At 71.6% G+C, this 23,653-nt stretch carries 23 protein-coding genes; 3 read left to right on the forward strand and 20 right to left on the reverse strand.

What is annotated here, in order from left to right; genetic code table 11:
• The first annotated feature begins 67 nt into the window (after nt 1-67).
• Nucleotides 68-826, forward strand: a complete 759-nt coding sequence (locus EDF19_RS04420; protein ID WP_123679667.1) for an HAD-IIB family hydrolase — start codon at nt 68-70, stop codon at nt 824-826.
• Between the two features lie 21 nt (nt 827-847).
• Here the strand turns inward: EDF19_RS04420 and EDF19_RS04425 are convergent, their stop codons facing one another.
• Together EDF19_RS04425 and EDF19_RS04430 are read right to left on the reverse strand one after the other, a co-directional pair.
• Nucleotides 848-1,471 (reverse strand): phosphoribosylanthranilate isomerase, encoded by a 624-nt coding sequence (locus EDF19_RS04425; protein WP_123679668.1) that lies wholly within the window; start codon nt 1,469-1,471, stop codon nt 848-850.
• Nucleotides 1,472-1,518: 47 nt separating this feature from the next.
• Nucleotides 1,519-2,571, reverse strand: coding sequence for a serine/threonine-protein kinase (locus EDF19_RS04430; RefSeq protein ID WP_123679669.1), 1,053 nt, complete (start codon nt 2,569-2,571; stop codon nt 1,519-1,521).
• A 199-nt stretch (nt 2,572-2,770) separates the two neighbouring features.
• Between EDF19_RS04430 and EDF19_RS04435 the strand changes: the two genes are divergently transcribed.
• Nucleotides 2,771-2,974, forward strand: coding sequence for a DUF2945 domain-containing protein (locus EDF19_RS04435; protein ID WP_123679670.1), 204 nt, complete (start codon nt 2,771-2,773; stop codon nt 2,972-2,974).
• Nucleotides 2,975-2,984: 10 nt separating this feature from the next.
• On the opposite strand, the gene EDF19_RS04440 is transcribed toward EDF19_RS04435, so the two are convergent.
• Both EDF19_RS04440 and EDF19_RS04445 read right to left on the reverse strand, forming a co-directional pair.
• On the reverse strand, nt 2,985-3,737 hold the full coding sequence (locus EDF19_RS04440) for a DedA family protein (RefSeq protein ID WP_260216919.1): 753 nt from the start codon (nt 3,735-3,737) through the stop codon (nt 2,985-2,987).
• A 51-nt stretch (nt 3,738-3,788) separates the two neighbouring features.
• Entirely contained in the window at nt 3,789-4,970 is a 1,182-nt protein-coding gene (locus EDF19_RS04445; RefSeq protein ID WP_185022668.1) for an ROK family transcriptional regulator, read from the reverse strand.
• 36 nt (nt 4,971-5,006) lie between these two features.
• On the opposite strand from EDF19_RS04445, the gene EDF19_RS04450 reads away from it, so the two are divergent.
• Nucleotides 5,007-6,719, forward strand: a complete 1,713-nt coding sequence (locus tag EDF19_RS04450; protein ID WP_123679673.1) for a beta-N-acetylhexosaminidase — start codon at nt 5,007-5,009, stop codon at nt 6,717-6,719.
• A gap of 197 nt (nt 6,720-6,916) precedes the next feature.
• Here EDF19_RS04450 and EDF19_RS04455 read toward each other — a convergent pair whose 3' ends face one another.
• From EDF19_RS04455 to EDF19_RS04525, 16 genes are all read right to left on the reverse strand, one after another.
• Entirely contained in the window at nt 6,917-9,046 is a 2,130-nt protein-coding gene (locus EDF19_RS04455; protein WP_123679674.1) for a fructose-specific PTS transporter subunit EIIC, read from the reverse strand.
• A 115-nt stretch (nt 9,047-9,161) separates the two neighbouring features.
• Nucleotides 9,162-10,175: a 1-phosphofructokinase family hexose kinase gene (locus EDF19_RS04460; RefSeq protein ID WP_123679675.1), complete on the reverse strand. Its 1,014-nt coding sequence runs from the start codon at nt 10,173-10,175 to the stop codon at nt 9,162-9,164.
• Nucleotides 10,172-10,960, reverse strand: a complete 789-nt coding sequence (locus tag EDF19_RS04465) for a DeoR/GlpR family DNA-binding transcription regulator (RefSeq protein ID WP_123679676.1) — start codon at nt 10,958-10,960, stop codon at nt 10,172-10,174. Before EDF19_RS04465 ends, EDF19_RS04460 begins: the two co-directional genes overlap by 4 nt.
• 180 nt (nt 10,961-11,140) lie before the next feature.
• Nucleotides 11,141-12,028 (reverse strand): carbohydrate ABC transporter permease, encoded by an 888-nt coding sequence (locus EDF19_RS04470; RefSeq protein ID WP_260216920.1) that lies wholly within the window; start codon nt 12,026-12,028, stop codon nt 11,141-11,143.
• Nucleotides 12,025-13,080 (reverse strand): carbohydrate ABC transporter permease, encoded by a 1,056-nt coding sequence (locus tag EDF19_RS04475; protein ID WP_123679677.1) that lies wholly within the window; start codon nt 13,078-13,080, stop codon nt 12,025-12,027. The genes EDF19_RS04470 and EDF19_RS04475 overlap by 4 nt, the downstream gene beginning before the upstream one ends.
• Before the next feature lie 3 nt (nt 13,081-13,083).
• Nucleotides 13,084-14,409 carry a sugar ABC transporter substrate-binding protein gene (locus EDF19_RS04480; protein WP_221180614.1) on the reverse strand — a complete coding sequence of 442 codons (1,326 nt, stop codon included), beginning with the start codon at nt 14,407-14,409 and terminating at the stop codon, nt 13,084-13,086.
• Nucleotides 14,410-14,708: 299 nt separating this feature from the next.
• On the reverse strand, nt 14,709-15,917 hold the full coding sequence (locus EDF19_RS04485; RefSeq protein WP_123679679.1) for an ABC transporter permease: 1,209 nt from the start codon (nt 15,915-15,917) through the stop codon (nt 14,709-14,711).
• Nucleotides 15,914-16,696 carry an ABC transporter ATP-binding protein gene (locus EDF19_RS04490; protein WP_123679680.1) on the reverse strand — a complete coding sequence of 261 codons (783 nt, stop codon included), beginning with the start codon at nt 16,694-16,696 and terminating at the stop codon, nt 15,914-15,916. The genes EDF19_RS04485 and EDF19_RS04490 overlap by 4 nt, the downstream gene beginning before the upstream one ends.
• Nucleotides 16,693-17,754, reverse strand: coding sequence for a peptidoglycan-binding protein (locus EDF19_RS04495; protein ID WP_123679681.1), 1,062 nt, complete (start codon nt 17,752-17,754; stop codon nt 16,693-16,695). Before EDF19_RS04495 ends, EDF19_RS04490 begins: the two co-directional genes overlap by 4 nt.
• A complete protein-coding gene (locus EDF19_RS04500; protein ID WP_123679682.1) occupies nt 17,751-18,245 on the reverse strand; it encodes a hypothetical protein in 495 nt (164 codons plus the stop codon). Before EDF19_RS04500 ends, EDF19_RS04495 begins: the two co-directional genes overlap by 4 nt.
• The gene (locus EDF19_RS04505) at nt 18,242-18,751 is read right to left on the reverse strand and encodes a hypothetical protein (protein ID WP_123679683.1); all 510 of its coding nucleotides are present in this window, start codon (nt 18,749-18,751) and stop codon (nt 18,242-18,244) included. The genes EDF19_RS04500 and EDF19_RS04505 overlap by 4 nt, the downstream gene beginning before the upstream one ends.
• A gap of 47 nt (nt 18,752-18,798) precedes the next feature.
• Nucleotides 18,799-19,965, reverse strand: coding sequence for a HAMP domain-containing sensor histidine kinase (locus EDF19_RS04510; protein WP_123679684.1), 1,167 nt, complete (start codon nt 19,963-19,965; stop codon nt 18,799-18,801).
• On the reverse strand, nt 19,962-20,615 hold the full coding sequence (locus EDF19_RS04515) for a response regulator transcription factor (RefSeq protein WP_123679685.1): 654 nt from the start codon (nt 20,613-20,615) through the stop codon (nt 19,962-19,964). Before EDF19_RS04515 ends, EDF19_RS04510 begins: the two co-directional genes overlap by 4 nt.
• Nucleotides 20,616-20,637: 22 nt before the next feature.
• Entirely contained in the window at nt 20,638-20,760 is a 123-nt protein-coding gene (locus tag EDF19_RS19350) for a hypothetical protein (RefSeq protein ID WP_260216922.1), read from the reverse strand.
• Nucleotides 20,761-20,814: 54 nt separating this feature from the next.
• Nucleotides 20,815-21,369, reverse strand: a complete 555-nt coding sequence (locus EDF19_RS04520; RefSeq protein ID WP_123679686.1) for a DUF2231 domain-containing protein — start codon at nt 21,367-21,369, stop codon at nt 20,815-20,817.
• 93 nt (nt 21,370-21,462) lie between these two features.
• Complete coding sequence (locus EDF19_RS04525) at nt 21,463-23,631, reverse strand: ATP-dependent Clp protease ATP-binding subunit (RefSeq protein ID WP_123679687.1); 2,169 nt, start codon at nt 23,629-23,631, stop codon at nt 21,463-21,465.
• Between the last annotated feature and the right edge of the window lie 22 nt (nt 23,632-23,653).

Below are 23,653 nucleotides of genomic sequence, written 5' to 3' on the forward strand. Positions count from 1 at the left end.
GCAGCCCTCGGGCGCGGTGCGCATCGCACCCGGCAGGTGGTCGGACGGCTCTGGCAGGATCTTGGACATGACCACGCCCCGACTCGTCGCCTTCGACCTGGACGACACCCTCGCCCCGTCGAAGTCCGCACTCGACCCCCGCATGCTCGAGACGTTCGCGTCCCTGCTCGAGGTCGTGCCGGTCGCGGTCATCTCCGGCGGCAACTTCGAGCAGTTCGAGCAGCAGCTCGTCACCCCCCTGCGGCACCGTGCCGGGCTCACGCTCGACGACCTGCACCTCCTGCCGACCTGCGGCACGCGGTACTACCGCTGGGCCGGGGACGACTGGGCACTGCAGTACGCCGAGGACCTCACCGACGAGCAGAAGGCCCGAGCCCTCGCTGCGGTCGAGGCCCAGGCGAAGGCGGCCGGGTACTGGGAGTCCGAGACCTGGGGCGCCATCCTCGAGGACCGCGGGTCGCAGATCACGTTCTCGGCCCTCGGTCAGGCCGCTCCGGTCGCGGTGAAGAAGCAGTGGGACCCGACCGGCGCGAAGAAGGACCACCTGCGCCGTGTCGTCCAGGCCGAGCTCCCCGACCTCGAGGTCCGGTCCGGCGGCTCCACCAGCGTCGACATCACCCGCAAGGGCATCGACAAGGCGTACGGCATGCAGCGGTTGGCCGAGATCACCGGCATCGACCTCGACGACATGCTCTTCGTCGGCGACCGGCTCGACCCCGAGGGCAACGACTACCCGGTCAAGGCGCTCGGCGTCCCCTGCCACGCGGTCGCGGGCTGGGAGGACACCGACGTGTTCCTCACCGAGCTCATCCCGACCCTGCGCTGAGCCGGCGTCCCCGCGCTGGGGTCAGCCCAGGCTGCGGACGGCCTCGACGAAGGCGCGGATCTTCGCCGGGTCCTTGACGCCGCGCTCCGACTCGACGCCGCTCGAGACGTCGACACCGTCCGGGTCGAGCGCCTCGACTGCAGCGACGACGTTCGCGGGGGTGAGCCCACCCGCGAGGATCCAGGCCTCGTCGACCTTGCCCTCGATCGAGGCGGCGTCGATGAGTCGGCCGCTGCCGGGGACGGCGGCGTCGAGCAGGAGCAGGTCGTGGTCGAACGACGCACGCTGCTCCGGGGTCTCGCGCAGGTAGTCCTCCGCAGCGACGGCCCGGATGGTGAAGAACCCGGCGTCGCGCGCACGGGCGAAGTCCGTCGGGGACTCGCCACCGTGGAGCTGCAGGGTGGTGAGTCCGACCTCGGACGCGATGCCGACGATCTCGTCGATCTTCTGGTCGCGGAAGACCCCGACGGCGTCGATGCCGTCGGGCACCCGCTCGACGAGTTCCTTTGCGAGGTCGGCCGTCACGGTGCGGGGGCTGCCTGCGGCGAAGACGAACCCGACCGCATCGGCGCCCGCGTCGATGGCGGCGTCCACGGTGTCGGGCGTCGACAGGCCGCAGATCTTGATCCAGCGCTGGTCGGTCATGCTGTCCATCCTGCCAGTGTCCACGGACGAACGGAGCGTGGGCACCGTCAGTGCAGCATGCCGGCGACGTAGGCGGAGCCGCAGGCGACGAGCACGCCGAACGCCGCGAACGAGCCGACGAGCACGTTCCGCCGACGCCACCGCCGCACGGCCGAGAACGTCCCGCGCTTCGCGTGCCGGTGGGCAGCGCGGTGCAGTCGGTGGTCGCGCTGGTGCTTGACGCGCTCCGGGCCGAGCGGCACCGGACCGGTGATCTGTGTGGAGCCACCGCGCAGCGCGCTCGCGATCGCCACCGCGGTCGGGCGGCGCTCCGGGTCACGGGCGGTCATCCGGCTGAGCAGGTCCCGCCACTCGGTCGCGACGTCGTCCGGGATCACCGGGTCGTGTCGCAGCCGGGCGAGTGCGGCCTCGATGAGCGTGCCCGAGTACTCCTGCTTGCCCGTCAGTGACTCGAGCAGCACCAGGCCGAGCGAGTACACGTCGGTGGCGAAGCTGATCGGCTCCCCGGCGACCTGCTCCGGGCTCAGGTACGCGGCCGTCCCGATGATGGTGCCGTCGTTCGTCAGGCGTGAGCCGTCGACGAAGTGCGCGACGCCGAAGTCGGTGAGCTTGACGGTGCGGGCGAAGCCGGACGAGCCCTCGTCGCTGATCAGGATGTTGGCGGGCTTGACGTCCCGGTGCACGATCCCGCGGGAGTGCACGTACGCGAGCGCGTCGGCGAGCTGGGCCCCGAGGTCGGCCACCTCGTAGTTGTGCAGCGCCCCCTCGGACAGCCGCCGGAGCAGGGTCGTGTCGGCGATGAGCTCCATCACGATGAACCGGTGCGGCCCGTCGGGGAAGTCGTGGGTGCCGGCGTCGTAGAGCGGGATGAGCCCCGGGTGGGACAGCATGCTGAGGAGCCGGATCTCGCGCTCCTGACGCACCCGGTCGGCGGTCGTCATCTTGTCCGGCGTCGCGAAGAGCTTCACGGCGACGGCACGGTAGGTGTGCTCGTCGCGGGCCTCGTACACGGACCCCATGCCACCGGTGCCGATGAGCTTCACGAGCCGGTAGCGGGCCGCGAGGACCGTCTCCGCCCGCGCGCTGTCCAGCAGGGTCATGGTGTCCGTCGTTCCGTTCGGAGCCGGGTGGTCGACGCCCCTGATGGCGTGTCGGCTCACCGCAAACGGTACGCGTCCCACCCCGTTTTCGCGCGGTTGTTATGGCATCGTGATCGGGCTACTTCCCTGTGTTTATGCGGATGCATCAGGGTACTGTCCGTGGTCCGACAAGGTGAGCGATCACGCAAGGAGGACAGCGATGGCACTGTCGAAGGGCGACGAGGTGCACTGGAACACCTCGCAGGGGAAGACGACCGGCAAGCTCGTGCAGAAGCGGACGAGCGACTTCGAGTTCGACGGGCAGAACTTCAAGCCGACGGACGACGATCCGTACTGGATCGTCGAGTCCGAGAAGAGCGGCAAGCGCGCCGCGCACAAGGAGTCGGCGCTGACGAAGGCGTGACCGGGGCGGGTCAGTCCTCGGCGGGTTCGGCGCGGCGGCGACCGCGCCCGTCCGAAGCGCCCCGTGCACCCCGTGAGCCGCGCGCCCCCGCCGATCCCCGCCGGATGCGCCGCACGACGAAGGTCACCACGACGACGGCGATCGCGACGTAGAGCACGCGGTCGATCCACTCCGTGTACGCCTCGACCTGCTCGTACTGCGTGCCGAACGCGGCTCCGAGCAGCACGAGCGCACTGTTCCAGATGCCGCTCGCGATGATCGTGAAGAGCGAGAACGACCAGAGGTTCATCCGGTCCGCCCCCGCTGGCAGCGAGATGAGGCTGCGCACGATCGGCACGAACCGACCGAAGAACACCGCGCTCCGACCGTGCCGGTGGAACCAGTCGGCGGCCTTGCGGAAGTCGTCCTCGTCGACCAGGGGCAGCTTGCCGAGCCACCGGGTGGTGCGCTCGAAGCCGATCACCGCGCCGAGCCAGTAGAGCACCAGCGCTCCGGCGTAGGAGCCGAGCGTGGCGAGCACGAGGACCAGCACGAGGTTCATCCGACCGGCACCGGCGAGGAACCCGGCGAGCGGCAGGATCACCTCGGACGGGATCGGCGGGAACACCGTCTCGACGAAGAGCATCAGGGCGACGCCCCACTCCCCCAACGCGTCGATGAGCTGGAGGACGAGTCCGGAGAGCCCGCCCATGTCGGAGGGAGCAGCGGAGTCGCCGGCGGCGACGGTCATGGTGTGGGCAGGCGCAGCCACGGCAGTCGTCATGCCCCCAGCATCCCTGAGTGCCCTGTCAGGACCCGGCGCGGGACCTGGGTGTCAGCCGAGTCCCATGTGTGCGGTCCGCACGTGCGTCAGTGATCGCGCGAGGGCTCCGCGGGCGACGGCGTCGCGACCGACGGTGGACGGGACGATCTCGACGGGGTGCCGGAGCTGTGGCGTCACGACCTCGGCGAGCGCGGCGGCGAACACCGCAGCCGCGGGCAGGACCTCGCCGCCGACCACGACGACCTCGGGGTCGATCGTGGTGATGAGCTGCACGACCCCGGGGGCCACGTCCTCCGCGAACGCCCGCACGACGTCGACCGCGGCCGACGTCGCTGCAGACGCAGGCGCGCCCTCCGGGGCGGACCCGGCCGCGGCCCCGGCCGCCGCGAAGACGGACTCGAGGTCCGTGTCGGAGGCGATCCGGGCCTCCAGGCGGGCTGGCGCACCGGGCCAGCCGGTCGATGCCAGGCCGCCCATCTCACCAGCCGCCCCGCGCGCCCCGCGCGCCAGTGCCCCGTCGATGACGTAGGCCGCGCCGATCTGGCGACCCATCACCAGGTACAGGCCGTCCTGGACGCCCCGGAAGCGCCCCCACATGGCCTCGGCCGTCGCGGCGAGCTTCGCGTCGTTGTCGAAGAACGTCGCGGTGCCGGGGAAGAGGTCCTGGATGCGTCCGGGGACCCGGCGTTCGACCCACTCCGGCACGGCGACGGTGTAGTCGATGGCGCCGTCACGGTCGACCACGGCCGGCACGCCGAAGGTCGCGGCGAGCACGGTCCCGCCGTCGCCGGAGGACGTCAGCCGGCGGACGACGTCCTGCACGCTCGCCCACGCCTGCTCGGCGTCGGCGAGGTCGGCGTACCGTTCCTCGACCCGGGCGAGCGTGACGCCGCGCAGGTCCGAGCGCACCCCCACGATCCCGTGCAGCCCGAGGTCGACGCCGAGCACGGACCCGGCGGACGCGTCGGCGCGGAACCGTTTGGCTCGGCGGCCGGCCTTGTTCGGGGTGGCGATCGCCTCGGCCTCGGTGACCCAGCCCTCGTCGACCAGGTCGGCGAGCGCGGCCTCGACCGTGGGGCGGGAGAGTCCGACGATGCGACTGAGCTCGGTGACCGTGCGGGAGACGTCGTCGCGCAGGAGTTCGTCGAGGATCGCCCGTGAGTTGATGAGTCGGAGCACGCCCGGAGTCGTGCCGATCACGGTGCTCGGGAGCGTTGACACGGTCTCGTCCACGGCCATAGCCTCCATATTACGAAAGATCATTGAGGAATGGTGGAGTCCGACATGCTCATCCCGCGTCCGCGCAGTGCCCGTCCGGGCACCGGCGCCTTCGAGATCGTCCCCGCGACCCGGATCGCCGCCGATGCGGCCAGCGAGTCGGTCCGACTGTACCTGCAGCAGACCCTGCGGGGGTCGACGGGGCTGCCGGTGCGGGACGCGGCGGAGTCGGAGTCCGCCAGTGTGGAGCCCGGCACCGTCTCGCTCCGGGTGGTCGACGACGAGTCCCTCCCCGCCGGCCCCGGGGACGACCGCACCGAGTCCTTCCGCCTGACGGTCACCACCGACGGCATCGACATCGCCGGCGGTTCGGCCGCCGGAGTCTTCTACGGCGTCCAGGCACTCCTCCAGCTCCTGCCCGCCGACGTGCACCGCCACGGCCGTGTCGGCTCCGGCCCGTGGTCCGTGCCGGCCACCGCCGTCGAGGACGCCCCGGCCTTCGCCTGGCGCGGCGTCATGCTCGACGTCGCCCGGCACTTCCGCACGAAGCACGAGGTCATGCGGGTCGTCGACCAGCTCGCCGCGCACCGCATCAACCGGCTGCACTTCCACCTCACCGAGGACCAGGGCTGGCGCATCGAGATCCTGAAGTACCCGCGCCTGACCGAGATCGGGTCGTGGCGGCGCGAGTCCCAGGTCGGCGCGCACGTCCCCGATGCCGACGGCGTCCTGCACCCCGCAGCGTTCGACGGCCGCCCGCACGGCGGGTACTACACGCAGGACGACATCCGCGAGATCGTGGCCTACGCGGCGGACCGGTTCGTCACCGTCGTGCCGGAGATCGAGACGCCCGGACACGTCCGTGCTGCGCTGGCTGCCTACCCGGAACTCGGCGTCCACCCGGAAACCCCGGTCGAGGTCTGGACGGAGTGGGGCATCGCCGACGACGTCCTGAACGCCGACGACGCCACGATCGACTTCTTCAAGGACGTCCTCGACGAGGTCATCGCGCTGTTCCCGTCCGGGTACATCGGCATCGGCGGCGACGAGTGCCCCAAGGTCCAGTGGGAGACCGACCCCCGCACGCAGGAGCGCATCCGTTCCCTCGGGCTCGAGGACGAAGAGCAGCTGCAGGCCTGGATCATCGGGCAGCTCGCGGCGCACGTCGCCTCGCACGGCCGTCGGGCGTTCGGCTGGGACGAGATCCTCGAGGGCGGCACGCTCGACCGCTCGGCGACGGTGCTCTCCTGGCGCGGGCTCACCGGTGCCCGGACGGCGGCGAAGCGCGGGCACGACGTCATCTCCTCGCCCGACGACCAGGTCTACCTGGACTACCGGCAGAGCGACCTGGCGACCGAGCCGATCCCGGTGTCGATCGTCCTGACGGTCGACGACGTCTTCGCGTTCGACCCGGTGCCGTCCGGCCTGACCGACGCCGAGCGCGCCCACGTGATCGGCGGGCAGGGCAACATGTGGACGGAGCACGTCGACACCGCCCGGAAGCTCGACTACCAGCTGTTCCCGCGCGTCGCCGCCCTGGCCGAGGCGCTCTGGTCGGCGGACGTCACGGGACCGCGCGACCTCGCGGAGTTCCGGGGGCGTCTGGCGGAGCACACCGCGCGGCTCGAGGCGATGGGCATCGAGTACCGGCACGAGGCCGGCCCCTTCCCGTGGGAGCAGCGGCCTGGCGTCCCGGGGCGGCCGCACTCCCGCGAGGACCGTGCCGCGTACATCGACGCGATCACGGCGAACATCGCGGAGTAGGTGGCGGGCTGCTTCTCGCGTGGTCACGACACCCCGCTCAGTGCCGCCGCGCGGTCACGTCTCGTCTTTTGGGCGCCACGCCAGCGACGGGACGTGACCGCTCGACGTGCGGCCGGCGGTGCGTCGCGACCACGAGCGGACGGGAGGCCCGGTGCCAGCTGGCACCGGGCCTTCCGTCCATCCTGTGGTGACGTCGACTACACGGCGACGGGCGCGCGCTGCCCCACCGTCTCCCCCGCCACGGCGGCCTCGTCGCCGGCGGCGGCGTCCGCCGCCGGAGTCCGACGCACCCACTTCTTCAGCGCCACGAGCACCAGCGCGGACACCACGGTGCCGGCCAGGATCGCGACGATGAACATCGCGACGTCCCCGATGGCGAAGAACACGAAGATCCCACCGTGCGGCGCCCGTGAGGTCACACCGGCAGCCATCGAGATCGCACCCGTGACCGCGGCTCCGACCATCGACGCCGGGATGACGCGCAGCGGATCGGCCGCGGCGAACGGGATCGCCCCCTCGGAGATGAAGGACGCCCCGAGCAGCCAGGCGGCCTTGCCGTTCTCCCGCTCGGGCTTCGTGAAGCCCTTGCGGTACAGGACGGTCGACGCGAGCGCCAGGGCGAGCGGCGGCACCATGCCGGCTGCCATCACGGCTGCCATGATCTCGAACGGCACGACGTTGGTGGCGGTCCCGGCACCGAGGCCGGCGACGGCGAACGCGTACGCCACCTTGTTCACCGGGCCGCCGAGGTCGAACGCCATCATCAGGCCGAGGATGATGCCGAGCAGGATCGCGGAGGCACCGGACAGCGAGTTGAGGAACTCGGTCAGCTGGGTCATCAGCCAGGCGATCGGGCCGCCGAGCACCAGGAGCAGCAGCCCAGAAGCGATGATCGACGCGAACAGCGGGATGATGACGACGGGCATCAGGCCGCGCAGCCAACGCCAGACCGGGATGCGCCCGATCCAGTACGCGGCGGCACCGGCGATGAGGCCACCGACCAGACCGCCGAGGAACCCGGCGTTCATGAACACGGCGACCGAGCCGGCGACGAAGCCCGGCGCGATGCCGGGGCGGTCGGCCATGGCGTAGGCGATGTACCCGGCGAGCGCTGCGACCAGGAAGCCGAGCGAGATCCCGCCGATCTGGAACGCGGCTGCGCCGAGGTAGTAGCCGAGGCCCTGCGGCGGCAGGTTCAGCAGCGTGTAGTTCGTCAGCGTGAACACGGCGTTGTTCTGGCCGGAGTCACCGTGCTGCAGCGCGATGCCGTACCCGGCGAGCAGGAAGCCGAGTGCGATGAGCAGCCCGCCGCCGGCGACGAACGGGATCATGTAGCTGACGCCGGTGAGCAGCCAGCGCTTGAGTGACTGACCGAAGTGCTCGTTCTTCGTGTTCGTCTCGGTCGTGGCGGCACCACCCTGCACGCGTGCGGCGTTCGGGTCGTCCGAGGCGCGGATGGCCTCGGCGATCATCTTGTCGGGCTCGTCGACACCGCGCTTGACCGGGCCGGACACGAGGGGCTTGCCGGCGAAGCGGCCACGGTCACGGACGTCGACGTCGACCGCGAACACGACGGCGTCGGCGCGGGCGATCAGGGCCGGGTCGAGGGGCTCGACCTGCGAGGACCCCTGCGTCTCGACGTGCATCTCGGCGCCGGCGCGCTGTGCCGCGGCGACGAGGGCGTCGGCCGCCATGTAGGTGTGCGCGATGCCGGTCGGGCAGGCGGTGACGCCGACGAAGACCTTGCGGTCGGTCGCGGCGGTCGCGCCCGTCGCGGCGCTCGCGCTCGCGCTCGCGCTCGCGGTCGCGGCCGTCGGACTGGAGGCGCTGCTCGCCTTCCCGACACAGGCTTCGGCCACTTCACCGCTCACCTCGTGATCGACGAGCTGGACGATCTCGTCCGGGGTGGTGGCGGCGCGGAGTGCGGCGGTGAAGTCCTCGCGGATGAGCGCGCGAGCCAGGGTCGACAGCACCGTGAGGTGGTCCTTGTCCGCCCCCTCGGGCACGGCGATCATGAACACGATGTCGGCGTCGCCGTCCGGGGCGCCGAACGGCACCTTCCGGGCGAGCCGCGAGAACGCCAGGGTGGGCTCGGCGACCGACGACGAACGCGCGTGCGGGATCGCGATGCCACCGGGGACGCCGGTGCCGACGCTTGCCTCGCGCTTGATGGCGTCGGCGGCCAGTGCTGCTCCGTCGGCGGCGCGGCCGGAAGCGGCGACGCGGTCGGCGAGCACCCGGATGACGTCGGTCGACGTGGCTCCGAGGTCCTCGTCGAGGCCGACGAGCTGTGCGCTGATGAGGCGCGGACTCGAGTCTGCGGACATGTGCTTGCTCCTTTGCAGTGGCGCTGGTCGCGCGGGGTCGTGCTGGTGTTCGGGGAGGGGGCTTCGGGCTTCTGGGCCTTCGTGGCCTTCGGGGCGGGGCGGGGCGGGCGCGGGGTCAGGCGTGTTCGGGCGCCGGCTCCGTGGACAGCACCCGGACGGTGATCGCCGTCGGGTCGGTGTGGTCGAGGGCGGGGACGTCGCTGCCCGGCAGGGCGGCGGCCGCGGCACCGGTGGCGACCGCCTGGGCGAGGCGCTCCTCGGGCGACGCCCCGGCGACCTCGGCGAGCAGGTACCCGGCGAGCGACGAGTCCCCCGCGCCGACGGTCGAGCGGGCGACGATCCGGGGTGCTGCGGCAGCGAAGGCGCCCTCGTCGGTGACCAGGACGGCACCGGCGCTGCCGAGGGTCAGCAGGACGGCTCCGACGTTCCGGTCGCGCAGGCGTTGCGCTCCCGCCGCGGCGGCATCGAGGTCCTGTTCGTAGGTGTCGGGGTCGCCGCCGACGACCTCGGCGAGTTCCTCGGCGTTCGGCTTCACCAGGTCGATGCGCTCACCGGACTGCAGCAGCGCGGTGAAGGGCACGCCGGACGAGTCGACGGCGATCCGGACGGCGTCGCCGTGCCGCTCGCGGACGGCGCGGACGAGCACGGCGAGCGCGTCGTCGGGCAGGCCGGGCGGGAGTGAGCCGGCGAAGACCACCCACCGCGCGGCGGGGCCGGTGGCGGTCGCCGCGGCGGTGTCGGCGACCAGGGCAGCGAGGTCGTCCAGGCGGCCCGCGAGCGAGGGACCGGGCTCGTTGAGCTTCGTCGTGGTGCCGGTCGGCTCGGTGACGGTGACGTTCGACCGGAGCGGTGCACCGATCGGCAGTGCGGCGGTCGGGATCCCGCGGGTCGCGAGGCCGAGCAGCACCGGGTCGAGCTCGTCGCCGGGCAGGACGGCGATCGTGTCCCCGCCGCTCGCGACGACGACCCGGGACACGTTGACGCCTTTGCCGCCGGGCTCGGCGGTCGAGCGGGTGGCGCGCTGGACGGCTCCGCGCTGCAGCTCGCCGGCGAGCTCGATCGTGCGGTCGAGGCTCGGGTTCGGGGTGACGGTGACGATGCGGGTGCTGACGTCCGTGCTGGTGCTCATGCGACGACCACCTCGACGTCCGCGTCGGCGAGGGCCCCGGCGAGGTCGGCCGGCGGTGCCTGGTCGGTGACGACGGTGTCGATCTCCTCGAGCCGGGCGAAGCGCATGAGGGCCTCGAGCCCGTGCTTGGCGGCGTCGGCGAGCACGACGGACCGGCGGGCGGCCAGGACGTACGCACCCTTCACGGCGGCCTCGTACTCGTCGGGTGTGCTCAAACCGAAGCCGGCGGACAGGCCGTTCGTCCCGATGAAGGCGATGTCGGGGCGGAGTGCGCCGATCTGCTCGACGGTGGCCGTGCCGACCGCGGCGCTCGTGACCCCGCGGACCCGGCCGCCGAGCAGGTGCAGCTCGATGTCCGCGCTGTGCTGCAGGGTCGCGGCGATCGGCACCGAGTTGGTGATGACGGTGATCGTCGCGCCCTCGACCTCGGGGCGCCAGTGTGCGAGCTCGGTGGCGACCGCGGCGCAGGTCGTGCCGGCGTCGAGGGCGATCGAGCCGGTGAAGGTCGGCGGGACCAGGCGCATCGCGGCCCGGGCGATGGCGGACTTCGCGGTGCCGTGCTGTCCCTCGCGCTCGGCGACGGAGAGCTCGACGACGCTCGAGCGGCCGATGGGCACCGCGCCCCCGTGCACGCGGCGCAGGACCCCGGCGGACTCGAGGGCGTCGAGGTCGCGGCGGACGGTCTCGGTCGTGACGTCGAAGTGCTCGGCGAGACCGGCGACGGAGACGCGGCCGGCGTCCTGCAGTGCTGCTGCGATGGCCTCGTGCCGCTCGGTTGCGTACATGCCCGAACTCCTTCGTTCCCGTGGGTTTCAGGAACCATAAGCCCGAAACCCACACAAACGCAACACTTCCGCAGCGGAACCAACACGTGCGAAGGTGCTCCCCCGTCGAGGCGCCCCGCCCCCGGGGGCATGACGGCGCCCCGGTCCGCGCGGGGCGGGCCGGGGCGTTCGGGTCGGCGGTCAGCCCTTGACGGCCCCTGCCGTCATGCCGCTGACGAGTCGGCGCTGCACGATCAGGAAGAAGACCACGACGGGGATCGAGAACAGCACGCTCGCCGCCATCAGCCCACCGAAGTCCGTGCCCTTGTTCGTCGAGAACCCGGCGAGCCACACCGGCAGCGTGTACATCCCCTGGTCCTTGAGCATCACGTACGCGATCAGGTAGTCGTTCCACGCCGCGATGAACGCGAAGACGCTCGTGGCGATGACCCCGGGCATCACGAGCGGGAAGAGCACGCTCCACAGGATCCGGAAGGTGCCGGCTCCGTCGACCTTCGCTGCCTCTTCGATCTCGACGGGCACGGCCACGAAGAACCCGCGCATCACCCAGATCGAGAACGGCAGCACGCTCGCGACGTACGCCAGGATCAGCCCGACGTAGCTGTTGAGCAGACCGAGGGTCTGGAACGACAGGAACAGCGGGATGAGCAGTGCCCCGGACGGGATCATCTGCACGAACAGGATGCCGACCAGGATCGCCCGCCGCCCGCGGAACCGGAACCGCGACAGCGCCGCGGACGCCAGGAACCCGACCACGATCGACAGCAGCACCGCGGCCACCACGACGATCGTGGAGTTCCGCAGGTAGACCAGGAAGCCCTCTTGCGTCAGTGCCCTGGTGAAGTTGTCGAACGTCGGGTGCAGCGGCGCCCAGATCGGGGTCATCGTGGTGACCTCGTCCGCCGGCTTGAAGGCGGTGTTCACCATCCAGTAGATCGGGAACACCCACACCAGGCAGAACACGACGGCGATGGTGTTCGCCAGCACGCGCGGCTTGCGCTTCCGCGATCGCGCGGGCACGGGGGCCGGCGCGACGCCCGCACCGGGTGCTGCGTTCGAGACGGTCACAGGTCCTCCTCACCGCTGCGGACGAGCCGGCGGATGTAGTAGCTGGTGAGCACCCCGAGGATCGCCGTCGAGATGACCGCGATCGCCGCACCCTGGCCGTAGGCGTTCGAGACGAACGACTTGACGAAGGTCCAGATGCCGAGCGTCAGGGTGGCCTCCTCCGGACCACCACGGGTGAGCAGCCAGATCTGGTTGAAGACGTTGAAGTCCCAGATCACCGACAGGATCGACACCAGGAGCAGCGTCGGCGCCAGGGCCGGCAGCGTGATCGCCCGGTACATCGTCCACGTCGAGGCGCCGTCGAGCGCCCCGGCCTCGTAGTACTCCGGTGCGATCTGCGACTGCGCCGCGTACAGGGTCAGGGCGACGAACGGCACGGCCTGCCAGATCACGAGCGTGAGCACGATCGTGTACGCCTGCCCCGGGTGCGACGCCCAGTTGTCCTGGGTGTGGTCGCCGAACACCCGCAGCTGCGTGATGAGCCAGTTGAGCACACCGTAGAACGGCTGGAAGAGCCACTGCCAGACGAGGCTCGACGCCACGTTCGGCATCGCCCAGGCCAGCACGAGCACGACGCTGACGATCGTGCGCATGGCCACGCCGAGCCGGGTGAGCAGCTGGGCGACGCCCATCCCGATGACGATCGTGCCGAGCACCATCGCGCCGGTGACGAGCACGGTGCGCAGGATGACGGGCCAGAACGACGCGTCGGTCAGGACGTTCGTGTAGTTCGTCAGTCCGGCGAACCCGGCCTGACCGGTGAAGATCGCCCGGAGCCCGTAGTCCTGGAACGAGATGACGACGAGTCGGACGAGCGGGTAGACGACCAGGGCGAGCAGCAGGAGCGCCGCCGGGGCCAGCAGGACGAGCGGTGCCCGCGACCCCGTGGCCGAGCGGCGACGGCCGCCGCGACCGCCCGCGTCTGGCCGCCCCGTGGTCCCGCCCGGTCCGGGTCCGGCCGAGCGTCCGCGACGGAGACGGCCGGCCCCACGCCCGCCGGTGACCGGCTCGGACTGCTCCGAACCGGTCACCTGCTCTGCAGTGGCGGTCATCGACTACGGCTGCGCGTTCAGCGCGGTCGTGAGGTGCTTCGAGAAGCCCTCGGCCGCCTGCTCCGGCGACTTCCGGCCGGTCGCGACGTCGGCGAACATCGACTGGAACGAGGCGTCACCCTCGATGGTCGCCCACCCCGGGGTCGCCGGGGTCGGTCGGCTGGTGCCAGCTGCCTCGAAGTACGGCTTGTGCAGGGTGTCCACGTCGCCGGCGACGGCGTCGAGCAGCTCGGTGGAGTTCGGCTCCCACCCGTCCACGCCGAAGACCTGCTTCTGCTGGAACTCCTTCGAGGTCAGGATCTTCAGGTAGTACAGCGCGAGTTCCTGGTTGGCGGCCTTCGCCGGGATCCCGAGGTCGGAGCCGCCGAGGAACACCGGCTGCGTCCCGCCGTCGGTCTGCGAGGGCATCGGGAACGTCCCGATCTGGTCGGCCAGAGCGGGCTTCGCCGTGGTGATCGAGCCGATCTCCCACGCCGAGCCGAGGAACGCCGAGGTGTTGCCCTGCGCGAAGACGTCGCTCTGCGAGGGCTTGTCGGTGTTGATGTCCTGCGTCGAGGTGGCGGAGTAGTCGTTCTGGAACTCCTTCCACGCCGTCAGGCCCTTGACCGCGTCGGCGGAGTCGAGCGTGCCGGTCCACTTGCCGCCCTTGTCCGTGGCGATCTCGCCGCCGGCGTCCCAGACCCACTGCAGCCCGCCGTACCAGTACTGGCCGGGCATGTAGAAGGCGGAGAAGTCGCTCGCCGAGTTCGCGGCCTTGACCTTGTCGAGGTCCGCGGTGAGCTCGTCGTAGGTGGTCGGCACGTCGGTGACGCCGGCGTCCGCCCAGACCTTCTTGTTGTAGACGACGGCCCGGTTGCCCGCGAAGAGCGGTGCCCCGTAGAGCTTGTCGTCGACCGTGGCCGGCCCCTCGAGCCCGGTGAGCCAGGTCTGGCCGTCCTTGAGCTCGTCGCGGTACGGCGTGAGGTCCATGAGACCACCCGCCGCCGCGTAGACCGGCACCTGCGTGTTGCCGAGGTCGACGACGTCGGGGGCGTCGTCCTGGGCGAGCGCCGTGGTGAGCTTGGTGGTGATCCCGTCCCACTGCTGGGTCTGGATCTTCACCTTCGCCCCGGTGTCCGCGGTGAACTGCTCCTGGGCTGCGTCGAGGACCTTGTCACTGAGGTCCCCGTTCATCATCCAGACGGTGATGGTCTTGCCCTTGCCATCCGGTGTGCCGATGGACTTCGTGCCGCCGTCGGAAGCGCCGTTGCTTCCTGCGGAGCACCCGGTGAGGGCGAGCGCGCCTGCGAGGGCGAGCGCACCGAGTGCGGCGAAACGCGTGCGTGTCACGTTGACTCCCTTTGTCCGACCTTTATGAAAGGACGTTGCGTATTCGCAAGTGAAGACCCTCGGAGCCGGGTTGTCAACCGTTGGATCGGTCCCTGTGGACAGGTTCGATCCGCATGTTTCCGGGGGATCACGGATGTCGAACAGAACATGCCGAATGCTTGACGAGCTGGTCATGACCAGGCATGATCTGCACCCCCGGTCGGCCGGTGGGGACGTGACGGCCTGGAGGCGCGGGGGGGGGGCGCCCCCCCCCCCCCCCCCCCCCCCCGCCTCCAGGCGGTCGCCACCACCACACGCCGTCAGACGGCCGCCAGGGCGGACGTCGGCGGGATCCGCGCCGCGCGTGCTGCCGGGTAGAGGCCGGACACGCCCCCGATGAACACCGTGGCACCGAGCCCTCCGGCGACGGCCCAGAGCGGGATCGCGACCGGCCATCCCTGTCCGAGCGCGTAGACCGTCGTCACCCCGACCCCGAGCGCGACGCCGGCCACGCCGCCGAGGAACGAGAGCAGGAGCGACTCCACCAGGAACTGGTCACGGATGTTCCGCCGCCTGGCGCCGAGCGCTCGACGGACCCCGACCTCGGCCCGCCGTTCGAGCACGGTGATCACCATCGTGTTCGCCACCCCGATGCCCCCGACCAGGAGCGCCACCCCGCCGATGCCGACGAGCAGCCCGGTGAACGAGTCGTCCGTCGCGTTCTTGGCGGCGAGCGCGTCGGAGGGCCTCGTGACCCCGACGTCCTGCGCTGCCCCCGGGCGGATCGCAGCCGCCAGCACATCGCGCGCCCGCTCCACGTGGTCCGGGTCGACCCGTGTGTAGACGGCGGTCGGGGCTCCGGTGAAGCCGAGCGTGCGGGCGAGGTCACGCGGGACGAACACCTGGTTGTCGAGGTCCTCCGCGAGCTGGATCGGCTCGAGGATCCCGACCACCTGCACCCACTGCGCACCGATCCAGACCCGGGTGTCCGGCCCGACGGCATCGATCCCGAGGGCCGTCGCGGCGTCGGCACCGAGGACGACCTGCGCCGGCGCTCCCGGTGCGTCGTCGATCCACCGTCCGGACGCCAGCGCCCCGCCGAGGACCGTCGGGACCTCGCCCCACGCGGCCAGCACGCCGATGCCCTTCGTCTCCGGCGCCGGGACGTACCCGTTGCGGTAGACGGCGGCGTCCTCGATGGTCCCCACCGCCGCCGCGGCCTGGACGTCGTCCTGCCGGAGCACCGACTCCAGCGCCGTCTCCGGCAGCGGCGGCGTCTCGCCGAACCCCTGCGCCTGCGTCGCCGTGAGCACGTTGGTGCCGAGTGCGTCGAGGACCTGGTCGAGCTGCGCCTTGCTCGACGACGAGATGCCGACGACCGCGATCATCGCCGCGATGCCGATGGCGATGCCGAGCGCGGAGAGCACCACGCGGGTCGGGCGGGTCCGGAGCCCGAACAGCCCGAGGCGGAGCAGGTCGGCGGGGGTGACCGCGGACCGGAGCCGACGCCGAGCACTGCCCGCGCTCACCGGGCACCCCGGATCGCGGCGGCGAGCGACGCGGCGTCGGCCGGCGCCGCGGCAGCAGCGCCGGCTCCGGCGGCGCCCGCGCGGCGAGCGCCGCCGGAGTCCGCCTCCACCCGTCCGTCGCGCATCCGCACCTGCCGGGGCAGCGACGCGGCGAGCTCGAGGTCGTGCGTGATGACGAGCACCGTGGTGCCGCCGCCGTTCAGCGCGCGCAGCAGGTCGAGGATCGCGCCCCCGGACGCCGTGTCGAGCGCTCCGGTGGGTTCGTCGGCCAGCAGGATCGTCGGGTCCCCGACCAGGGCCCGGGCGATCGCGACGCGCTGCTTCTCACCACCGGACAGCTGGTTCGGCCGGTGGTCGACGCGGTGGCTCAGGCCGACGCGGTCCAGGGCGTCGACCGCCCGCCGGTGCCGGTCCCGACGTCCGACCCCGGCGTAGAGCAGCCCGTCCGCGACGTTCTCCGCGGCGGTCGCACCGGCCTGCAGGTGGAAGTGCTGGAACACGAAGCCGATGTGGTCCGCGCGCAGCAGCGACAGGGCGTCGTCGGACATCGTGTCGACGTCGTTGCCGGCGATCGTCACGGTGCCGGACGTCGGCCGATCGAGGGTGCCGACGATGTTGAGCATCGTGGACTTGCCGGAACCGGAGGGCCCGACGACGGCGACGAGTTCCCCGCGGGCGACGTCGAGCGACACCCCGCGGAGCGCCCCGACGTCGCCGTAGGTCTTCCGGACGTCGCGGAGTGCCAGCGCTGCGCCGACCGGACGCGCCGTGCCCGTCATGCCGGCACCACGACCTCGTCGCCCTCGGACACGTCCCCGGTGATCGCGACCCGACCGTCCGCGATGAACCCCGGCCTGACCGGGACCCGGTCGGTGGTGCCGTCCTTCCGCACCACGTCGACCGCGTACTCCCCGCCCGTCCCGGCGACGAGGGCCGACACCGGGACGGAGAGCACGCCCTTCTCGGTCGAGCCCTTCGCATCGAGCTGCGCCGAGGCGGCGGTGGGGAGCTTCCGCGAGCCCGGGTCGAACGACACCGAGACGTCGACCTTCCCGTCCGCGTCGTCGCCGGCACTCGGCTGCACGTCGGTGACCTCGCCGCGCATCGCTGCACCGGCACCGTTCACCCGGACGTCGACCTTCGTCCCGACGGCAAGCCGCTCGGACTCGCGTTGCGACACGGTCGCCGTGACGATGCGCTTGGTGCTGGTGACCTGGAGCACGTCGCCGCCCTCACCGCCCGAGGCTGCCTGCCCCAGCTTCCCGGTCACCGAGCCCACCCGGACGGCGCCGTCGACGAACGCGATGTCCGCCGCGGTGAGCACCCCGGTCTCCTTCTGTCCACGGTCGTGCTGCCACGCCTTGACGGCACGCTCGGTCCGCGGGCCGAACGTGTCGTCCACGGCGAGGTCGTAGCCGAGGGCCGCGAGGTTCGTGTTGAGCTGCTGCACGTCGGTCCCGTCGATGCCGCGCTCCAGGTCGCGCCAGAGCGGCACGGTCCCCCACATGGCACGGACGGCGCGCTCGTCGACCGCGTACAGGATGCCGTCGCGCTCGATGACCTGCCCGGGCTCGGGCAACCAGGTGATCGTGCCGGGTGCCGCACCGGGGACACCGACCGTCGCCCCGTACCCGAGTGCGCCGGCGAATACCTTCGAGTCGGTCAGGTCGCCCTTCGTGATGGTCGTCGTGGGTCCGTGGTGGCGGACGGTGTCCGTGGCCGATGCCGACGGCGGTGCCTGGAGTCCGACGAGTGCCCAGGTGGCCCCACCCGCGACCAGCAGGGCGACGAGGCTCAAGGTCACGATGAACGCCGACTTGCGCGTGGTCGTGGTCACTTCTCCTCCGCCATCGAGCCCTTGCCGTACACCTTTTCACCGCACTGCTTCGACACCTCGTCGTACGCCTGCTCATCGTCCGGCCGGAAGTCCGCCACCGCGTCGGGGTCGTCGGGGTAGTCCTCGAAGCCGTTCGCTCGGATGCACTTCGCCAGCTCCTCGGCGTCCTCCGCTGCACCCTCGACCTGCTCCGCCGTCCCGGCACCCGCGCGTCCGCCGACCTTCTCGAGACAGGTCTTCATGTCGTCCTGGTACTGCGCCGGGTCGACGCCGTCGGGCACGGAGAACTGCATCCCGCTGCCACCGGCCGTCGGGTCGGCCATCTCGTACCCCTTGTCACGCATGCACTCGGCGAGCGAAGCCCCCTTCGCTTCGGCCCCGGCGGACCGGGACGCGGTCCCGTCCGGCGACCCGCCCGAACACCCGACCAGCAGCCCTGGCAGCAGCACGACGGCAGCCAGGACCGCGATGCCGGAGCGACGGGCGGTCATCGGCCGAGCTCCTGCGTCTGGGTGTCCGGCGCGAACTCCTCGGTGCAGGACCGGAGCGCCTTCTCGAAGCCGGGTTCGCGGCCGCGCTCGTACCCGAGGGCGTCGAGCATCCCCGGCTTCTGCTCGGGGAAGTCCGGGTAGCCGTTGTCGCGGATGCAGCTCGCGACCTTCGCGGTCTCGCGCGCCCACTTCTGCTGGTCGGCGTTGCTCGAGCCCTGCACGCCCGCCGCCTTCCGGCACGCCCTCATCGCCTTCTGGAAGGCGTCCTGGTCGGCGTCGGCGGGTGCCTGGACGGCACCCGACTCGAGCGCGGCATCGTCGGGGTCCTGGATGTCGAACCCGGCATCGCGCATGCACGCGCCGTACTTCGCGCCGACGCCGTTGGCCGTCTCGGCGACGGTGTCGGCCTCCGAGGGACCGGAGCAGGCTGTGAGCCCGAAGGAGAGGGAACAGGCGAGGACGACGGCCGCCAGGGCCGCCCGCCGGGATCGTGTGGTCTGTGTCATGTGACCAGCACAGCGGAACCGGTGTTTCGCCCCTCGTACCGCCGGGGTTACGTCGGCGAAACGTCCACGTGGACACGGAGCCCGCCCGCGTCCCGTGCGTCGATCGTCAGCGCCCAGCCGTGCGCCTGCACGATCGACGCGACGATGGACAGCCCGAGGCCGTTGTGCCGGCCCGGAGCGCCGTCCGGACAGCGCCGGAAGGGCTCGACGAGGAGCGGCGCCACGTCCGGGGGCACCCGCGCACCGGAGTTCTCGACGAGCACTCCGTCGACGGCGGTCGTCACCCGGACGAACCCGCCCCGCTCGTTGTGGTCGAGCGCGTTGCCGACCAGGTTCACGAGGAGCTGCCGGACCAGGGTCGGCTCACCCCGGACGACTGTGGCGGGACGGCCTGGAGGCCCGGATCGCGTGTGCACGACCGTCACGCCCGCCGCACGGGCGGCCCCGGCGACCCCGGTGGTCACCTCGTCGGCGAGCGCGCCGAGCTCGACGTCCGCTGCGCGGTCGCCGATGCCCCGGTCGGCCTCGGCGAGGTCGAGCAGGGACTCGACCAGGTGCTCGGTGCGGCGGTTCTGGTCGAGGAGCTGTGCCCGGACAGCCGCGACCTCGTCCGGCAGGGCATCGTCGTGCAACCCGATCTGGACGGCGGCGCGCTGGACGGCCAGTGGGGTGCGGAGCTCGTGCGATGCCTGGGCGACGAAACGCCGCTGGCTCTCGAACGCGGTCTCGAGCCGGTCGAGCAGCTCGTCGACGGTCCGGGACAGCCGCCGGAGTTCGTCGTCGGGACCGGTGAGCGCGATCCGCTCGTGCAGGTTCGACGCGGAGATGCGTGTGGCCGTGGCGGTGATGCGGTCGATCGGCCGGAGCATCCGGCGGCTGACGAACCAGCCGAGCGCACCAGCGAGCGCCCCAGCGCCGGCGATCCCGACGGCCGACCACTGCCACTGCACGACCGCCACCAGCCGGATGACCGAGGGCTGGGCGCCGTGCGGGAGGGAGTCCGCCGGCCCACCCGTGGGTGCGGCGCTCGGGCCCGGCGACACCGAGATGTCCGGACGCGCCGCGGTCCGGTCGAACGCCTGCCCGAGGTCGGCGAGCGACATGGTGTTGGCGAAGACGACCACGCCGGTCGCGAGCGCCATCGCCGCGAGCGCGAAGACGAGTGCGGTCCGGGTCCGGATGCTCCAGGTGCGCCGGGCGGGGAGTCGCCTCACAACGCGTAGCCCTGCCCGGGCACGGTGCGGATCGGGTCCGGTTCACCGAGCTTCTTCCGGAGCTTCGACATCGTCACCCGCACGGCAGCGGTGAACGGGTCGATGTTCATGTCCCAGACCTTCTCGAGCAGTTCCTCGGCCGAGACGACGCGCCCGTCCGCCCGGAGCAGCGTCTCGAGCACCCCGAGCTCCTTCGAGGTCAGGTCGAGCGGCCGGCCGTCCCGTGTCACCATGCGACGGTTCGTGTCGAGCACCAGGCCGGCCCGTTCGAGCACCGGCGCGACGGGGGCGACGCAGCGGCGGCCGAGTGCCCGCACCCGCGCGACGAGCTCCGGGTACTCGAACGGCTTCGACAGGTAGTCGTCGGCGCCGAGTTCGAGCCCGTTCACCCGGTCGGTGAGGGTCGTCGCCGCGGTGAGCATGAGGATGCGGGTGAGGCTGCCGCGAGCCGCGAGCCGTCGGGCGACCTCGTCGCCGTGCAGCCCCGGGACGTCCCGGTCGAGCACGACGACGTCGTAGTCGTTCACGCTGAGCAGTTCGTCGGCGGTGTCGCCGCGGTAGGCGACGTCGACGGCCATGTCCTGCCGGGTCAGCCCCTTCGCGACGAGGTCGGCCAGCGGGACTTCGTCGTCGACCACGAGAACACGCACGGATGTATTACATGCAGAGTTCCTATGAGGCGGCTGGGTCGACATGGACGACACCCGCCTGCTCGTCGATGTGGATGACGAACTCGGTGCCGCGCGGGCTCGGGAAGACGGCGAGCGGGACGGTGTCGATGCTGAGGTGGTCCATGCCGGCGATCCTGTCGGAGGCGGTGTTTCGCCCCCGTAACCGTGGCGCCCCGGATCAGCGGTCGAACGGGACCTCGCCGTCGCGGCTGACGCCTGCACGCTGTCGGTACGCCAGGTGACCGCCGAGGTAGCCGCCGACGCCGACGACCGCGAGGCCCGCGAACCCGAGGAGCTTGCCCGCACCGTGGTTGCCCCGCTTCCGCTGCAGCCACGAGAACCCGTAGAGCGAGATGCCGACCCAGTTCACGGCCTGGTGCACCCAGCCGGTCCGGAGCTGCTCGCGGTCGAGCTCCGACCAGTCGACGTAGCCGGCGACGGAGGCGCTGCCGGACGAGACGAGTCCGACCCCGACCAGGGTCTTCGCGGCCTTCGCGTTGCCCTTCCCGCCGAGCAGGTCGAGCACCGCCGCCGAGATCCATGCCCCGAGCGGCACCTGCACCATGAGCGGGTGCAGCGGGTGCCCGAACGGCACCCCGTGCAGCAGCTGGCGCAGCGCCTTCGGCTTGGCGAGGGCGTTCACCACCGCCCGGTCGATGTCGACGGCCGGATCGAGCACGCTCGCGTGCTCGACGGAGTCGGTGAGGCGACGGAACAGGCGGATTTCAGGCATGCCCTGGACCGTAAGCCTGGAGGCCCGTCACCGATCCCAGGAACCGGTGACGGGCCTCCCGTCGGTCACCCCTGCCGCGGGGCGGACGCACGCTCACTCCTCGACGATCTCCGCCAGTTCGAAGGGCTCGACCGTCAGGGCGTCGCCGCCGTCGGCGACGTCCACCCGGACGGTGTCGCCGTCCCGGACCTCGCCGCCGAGGATCGCCCGCGCCAGCTGGTCGTCGATCTGCCGCTGCATGAGCCGGCGGAGCGGCCGCGCGCCGTACACCGCGTCGTAGCCGCGCTCGGCGAGCCATTCGCGGGCGTCCGGCGTGACTGCGAGTTCGAGCCGCCGGTCGGACAGGCGCCGGGCGAGTCGGTCGACGTAGAGCGAGACGATCTGCCCGAGGTCCTCCTCGGTCAGCGCCTGGAACACCACGATGTCGTCGAGCCGGTTGATGAACTCCGGACGGAAGGCCTGCTGCACCATCTCGCGCACCGCTGCCTCGCGCTGGTCGGCGTCGAGGGTGGTGTCGGTCAGGAACTGCGAGCCGAGGTTCGACGTCAGCACCATGATCGTGTTCCGGAAGTCCACGGTCCGGCCCTGGCCGTCGGTGAGCCGTCCGTCGTCGAGCACCTGGAGCAGGACGTCGAAGACCTCGCTGTGGGCCTTCTCGACCTCGTCGAGCAGGATCACCGAGTACGGGCGGCGACGGACTGCCTCGGTGAGCTGCCCGCCGGCCTCGTAGCCGACGTACCCGGGGGGCGCACCGATCAGCCGGGCGACCGAGTGCTTCTCGCCGTACTCGCTCATGTCGATGCGGACGAGGGCCTTCTCGTCGTCGAACAGGAACTCGGCGAGCGCCTTGGCCAGCTCGGTCTTGCCGACGCCGGTCGGGCCGAGGAACAGGAACGACCCCGTCGGACGGTCCGGGTCGGAGATGCCGGCACGGGTGCGCCGGACGGCCTCGGAGACCGCGGTGACGGCGCTCCGCTGCCCGATGATGCGGCGGCCGAGTTCGTTCTCGAGGTGCAGCAGCTTCTCGGTCTCACCCTGCAGCAGGCGCCCCATCGGGATGCCCGTCCACTGTGCGATCACGGCGGCGATGTCCTCGTCGGTGACGCTGTCGTTCACCATCCGGTCGGCTGACTCGGCCTGCTCGGCGGCGGCGAGCTCCCGCTCGATCTGCGGCAGCTCGACGTACCGGATGCGCGAGACGGCCTCGTAGTCGTTCTCACGCTCGGCGCGGGACTCCTGCATGTTGAGTTCGTCGATGCGCTGCTTCAACTCACCGATGCGGTTCAGGCTCGCGCGCTCCGCCTGCCAGCGGGTCTCGAGTTCGCCGAGCCGTTCCTCGCGCGAGCGGAGCTCGTTCCGCAGGGTCTCGAGGCGGGCCTTCGAGGCGTCGTCCTTCTCCTGCTTGAGCGCGAACTCCTCGACGCGGAGCCGGTCGACGTTCCGCTTCAGCTCGTCGATCTCGACGGGGCTGGAGTCGATCTCCATGCGGAGCCGGCTCGCCGCCTCGTCGATGAGGTCGATTGCCTTGTCGGGCAGCTGGCGGCCGGAGATGTACCGGTCGGACAGGGCCGAGGCCGCGACGAGGGCGGAGTCGTTGATGGTCACCTTGTGGTGCGCCTCGTAGCGCTCCTTGAGCCCGCGGAGGATCGCGACGGTGTCCTCGACGCTGGGCTCGCCGACGTAGACCTGCTGGAAGCGACGCTCGAGTGCGGCGTCCTTCTCGATGTACTCCCGGTACTCGTCGAGCGTCGTCGCACCGATGAGCCGGAGCTCGCCGCGCGCCAGCATCGGCTTCAGCATGTTCGACGCGGCCACGGAGCCCTCTCCACCACCGGCGCCCATCAGCGTGTGCAGCTCGTCGATGAACGTGATGACCTGGCCGTCGGAGTCGTTGATCTCCTTGAGGACGGCCTTCAGCCGCTCCTCGAACTCGCCGCGGTACTTCGCGCCGGCGATGAGGGCGGACATGTCGAGCGACACGAGCCGCTTGTCCTTGAGGGAGTCGGCGACGTCCCCGGCGACGATGCGCTGGGCGAGTCCCTCGACGACGGCGGTCTTGCCGACGCCGGGTTCCCCGATGAGCACGGGGTTGTTCTTGGTGCGGCGGGTCAACACCTGCGAGACCCGCCGGATCTCGGCGTCGCGGCCGATCACGGGGTCGAGCTTGCCGCTGCGGGCGACCGCGGTGAGGTCGATGCCGTACTGCTCGAGCGCGGTCTTCTGCTGCTCCTGCGAGTCAGGGGCGCCCTGGAGGTTCGCCATGCGTTCCGTCCTTCCTCTCGTT

Origin of the sequence: Curtobacterium sp. PhB115 (genome assembly GCF_003752025.1) — a bacterium.
Taxonomy (GTDB): Bacteria; Actinomycetota; Actinomycetes; order Actinomycetales; family Microbacteriaceae; genus Curtobacterium.

What these genes read in the sequence shown, in the direction of transcription:
- EDF19_RS04420 (WP_123679667.1), top strand. Translation starts at nt 68, where the DNA reads ATGACCACGCCCCGACTCGTCGCCTTCGACCTGGACGACACCCTCGCC.
- EDF19_RS04475 (WP_123679677.1), bottom strand. Translation starts at nt 13,080, where the DNA reads ATGACCGCCACTGCAGAGCAGGTGACCGGTTCGGAGCAGTCCGAGCCG.
- EDF19_RS04520 (WP_123679686.1), bottom strand. Translation starts at nt 21,369, where the DNA reads ATGCCTGAAATCCGCCTGTTCCGTCGCCTCACCGACTCCGTCGAGCAC.
- EDF19_RS04460 (WP_123679675.1), bottom strand. Translation starts at nt 10,175, where the DNA reads ATGAGCACCAGCACGGACGTCAGCACCCGCATCGTCACCGTCACCCCG.
- EDF19_RS04525 (WP_123679687.1), bottom strand. Translation starts at nt 23,631, where the DNA reads ATGGCGAACCTCCAGGGCGCCCCTGACTCGCAGGAGCAGCAGAAGACC.
- EDF19_RS04505 (WP_123679683.1), bottom strand. Translation starts at nt 18,751, where the DNA reads ATGACACAGACCACACGATCCCGGCGGGCGGCCCTGGCGGCCGTCGTC.
- EDF19_RS04435 (WP_123679670.1), top strand. Translation starts at nt 2,771, where the DNA reads ATGGCACTGTCGAAGGGCGACGAGGTGCACTGGAACACCTCGCAGGGG.
- EDF19_RS04500 (WP_123679682.1), bottom strand. Translation starts at nt 18,245, where the DNA reads ATGACCGCCCGTCGCTCCGGCATCGCGGTCCTGGCTGCCGTCGTGCTG.
- EDF19_RS04440 (WP_260216919.1), bottom strand. Translation starts at nt 3,737, where the DNA reads ATGACGACTGCCGTGGCTGCGCCTGCCCACACCATGACCGTCGCCGCC.
- EDF19_RS04425 (WP_123679668.1), bottom strand. Translation starts at nt 1,471, where the DNA reads ATGACCGACCAGCGCTGGATCAAGATCTGCGGCCTGTCGACGCCCGAC.
- EDF19_RS04465 (WP_123679676.1), bottom strand. Translation starts at nt 10,960, where the DNA reads ATGTACGCAACCGAGCGGCACGAGGCCATCGCAGCAGCACTGCAGGAC.
- EDF19_RS04455 (WP_123679674.1), bottom strand. Translation starts at nt 9,046, where the DNA reads ATGTCCGCAGACTCGAGTCCGCGCCTCATCAGCGCACAGCTCGTCGGC.
- EDF19_RS04490 (WP_123679680.1), bottom strand. Translation starts at nt 16,696, where the DNA reads ATGACGGGCACGGCGCGTCCGGTCGGCGCAGCGCTGGCACTCCGCGAC.
- EDF19_RS04430 (WP_123679669.1), bottom strand. Translation starts at nt 2,571, where the DNA reads ATGACCCTGCTGGACAGCGCGCGGGCGGAGACGGTCCTCGCGGCCCGC.
- EDF19_RS04450 (WP_123679673.1), top strand. Translation starts at nt 5,007, where the DNA reads ATGGTGGAGTCCGACATGCTCATCCCGCGTCCGCGCAGTGCCCGTCCG.
- EDF19_RS19350 (WP_260216922.1), bottom strand. Translation starts at nt 20,760, where the DNA reads ATGGACCACCTCAGCATCGACACCGTCCCGCTCGCCGTCTTCCCGAGC.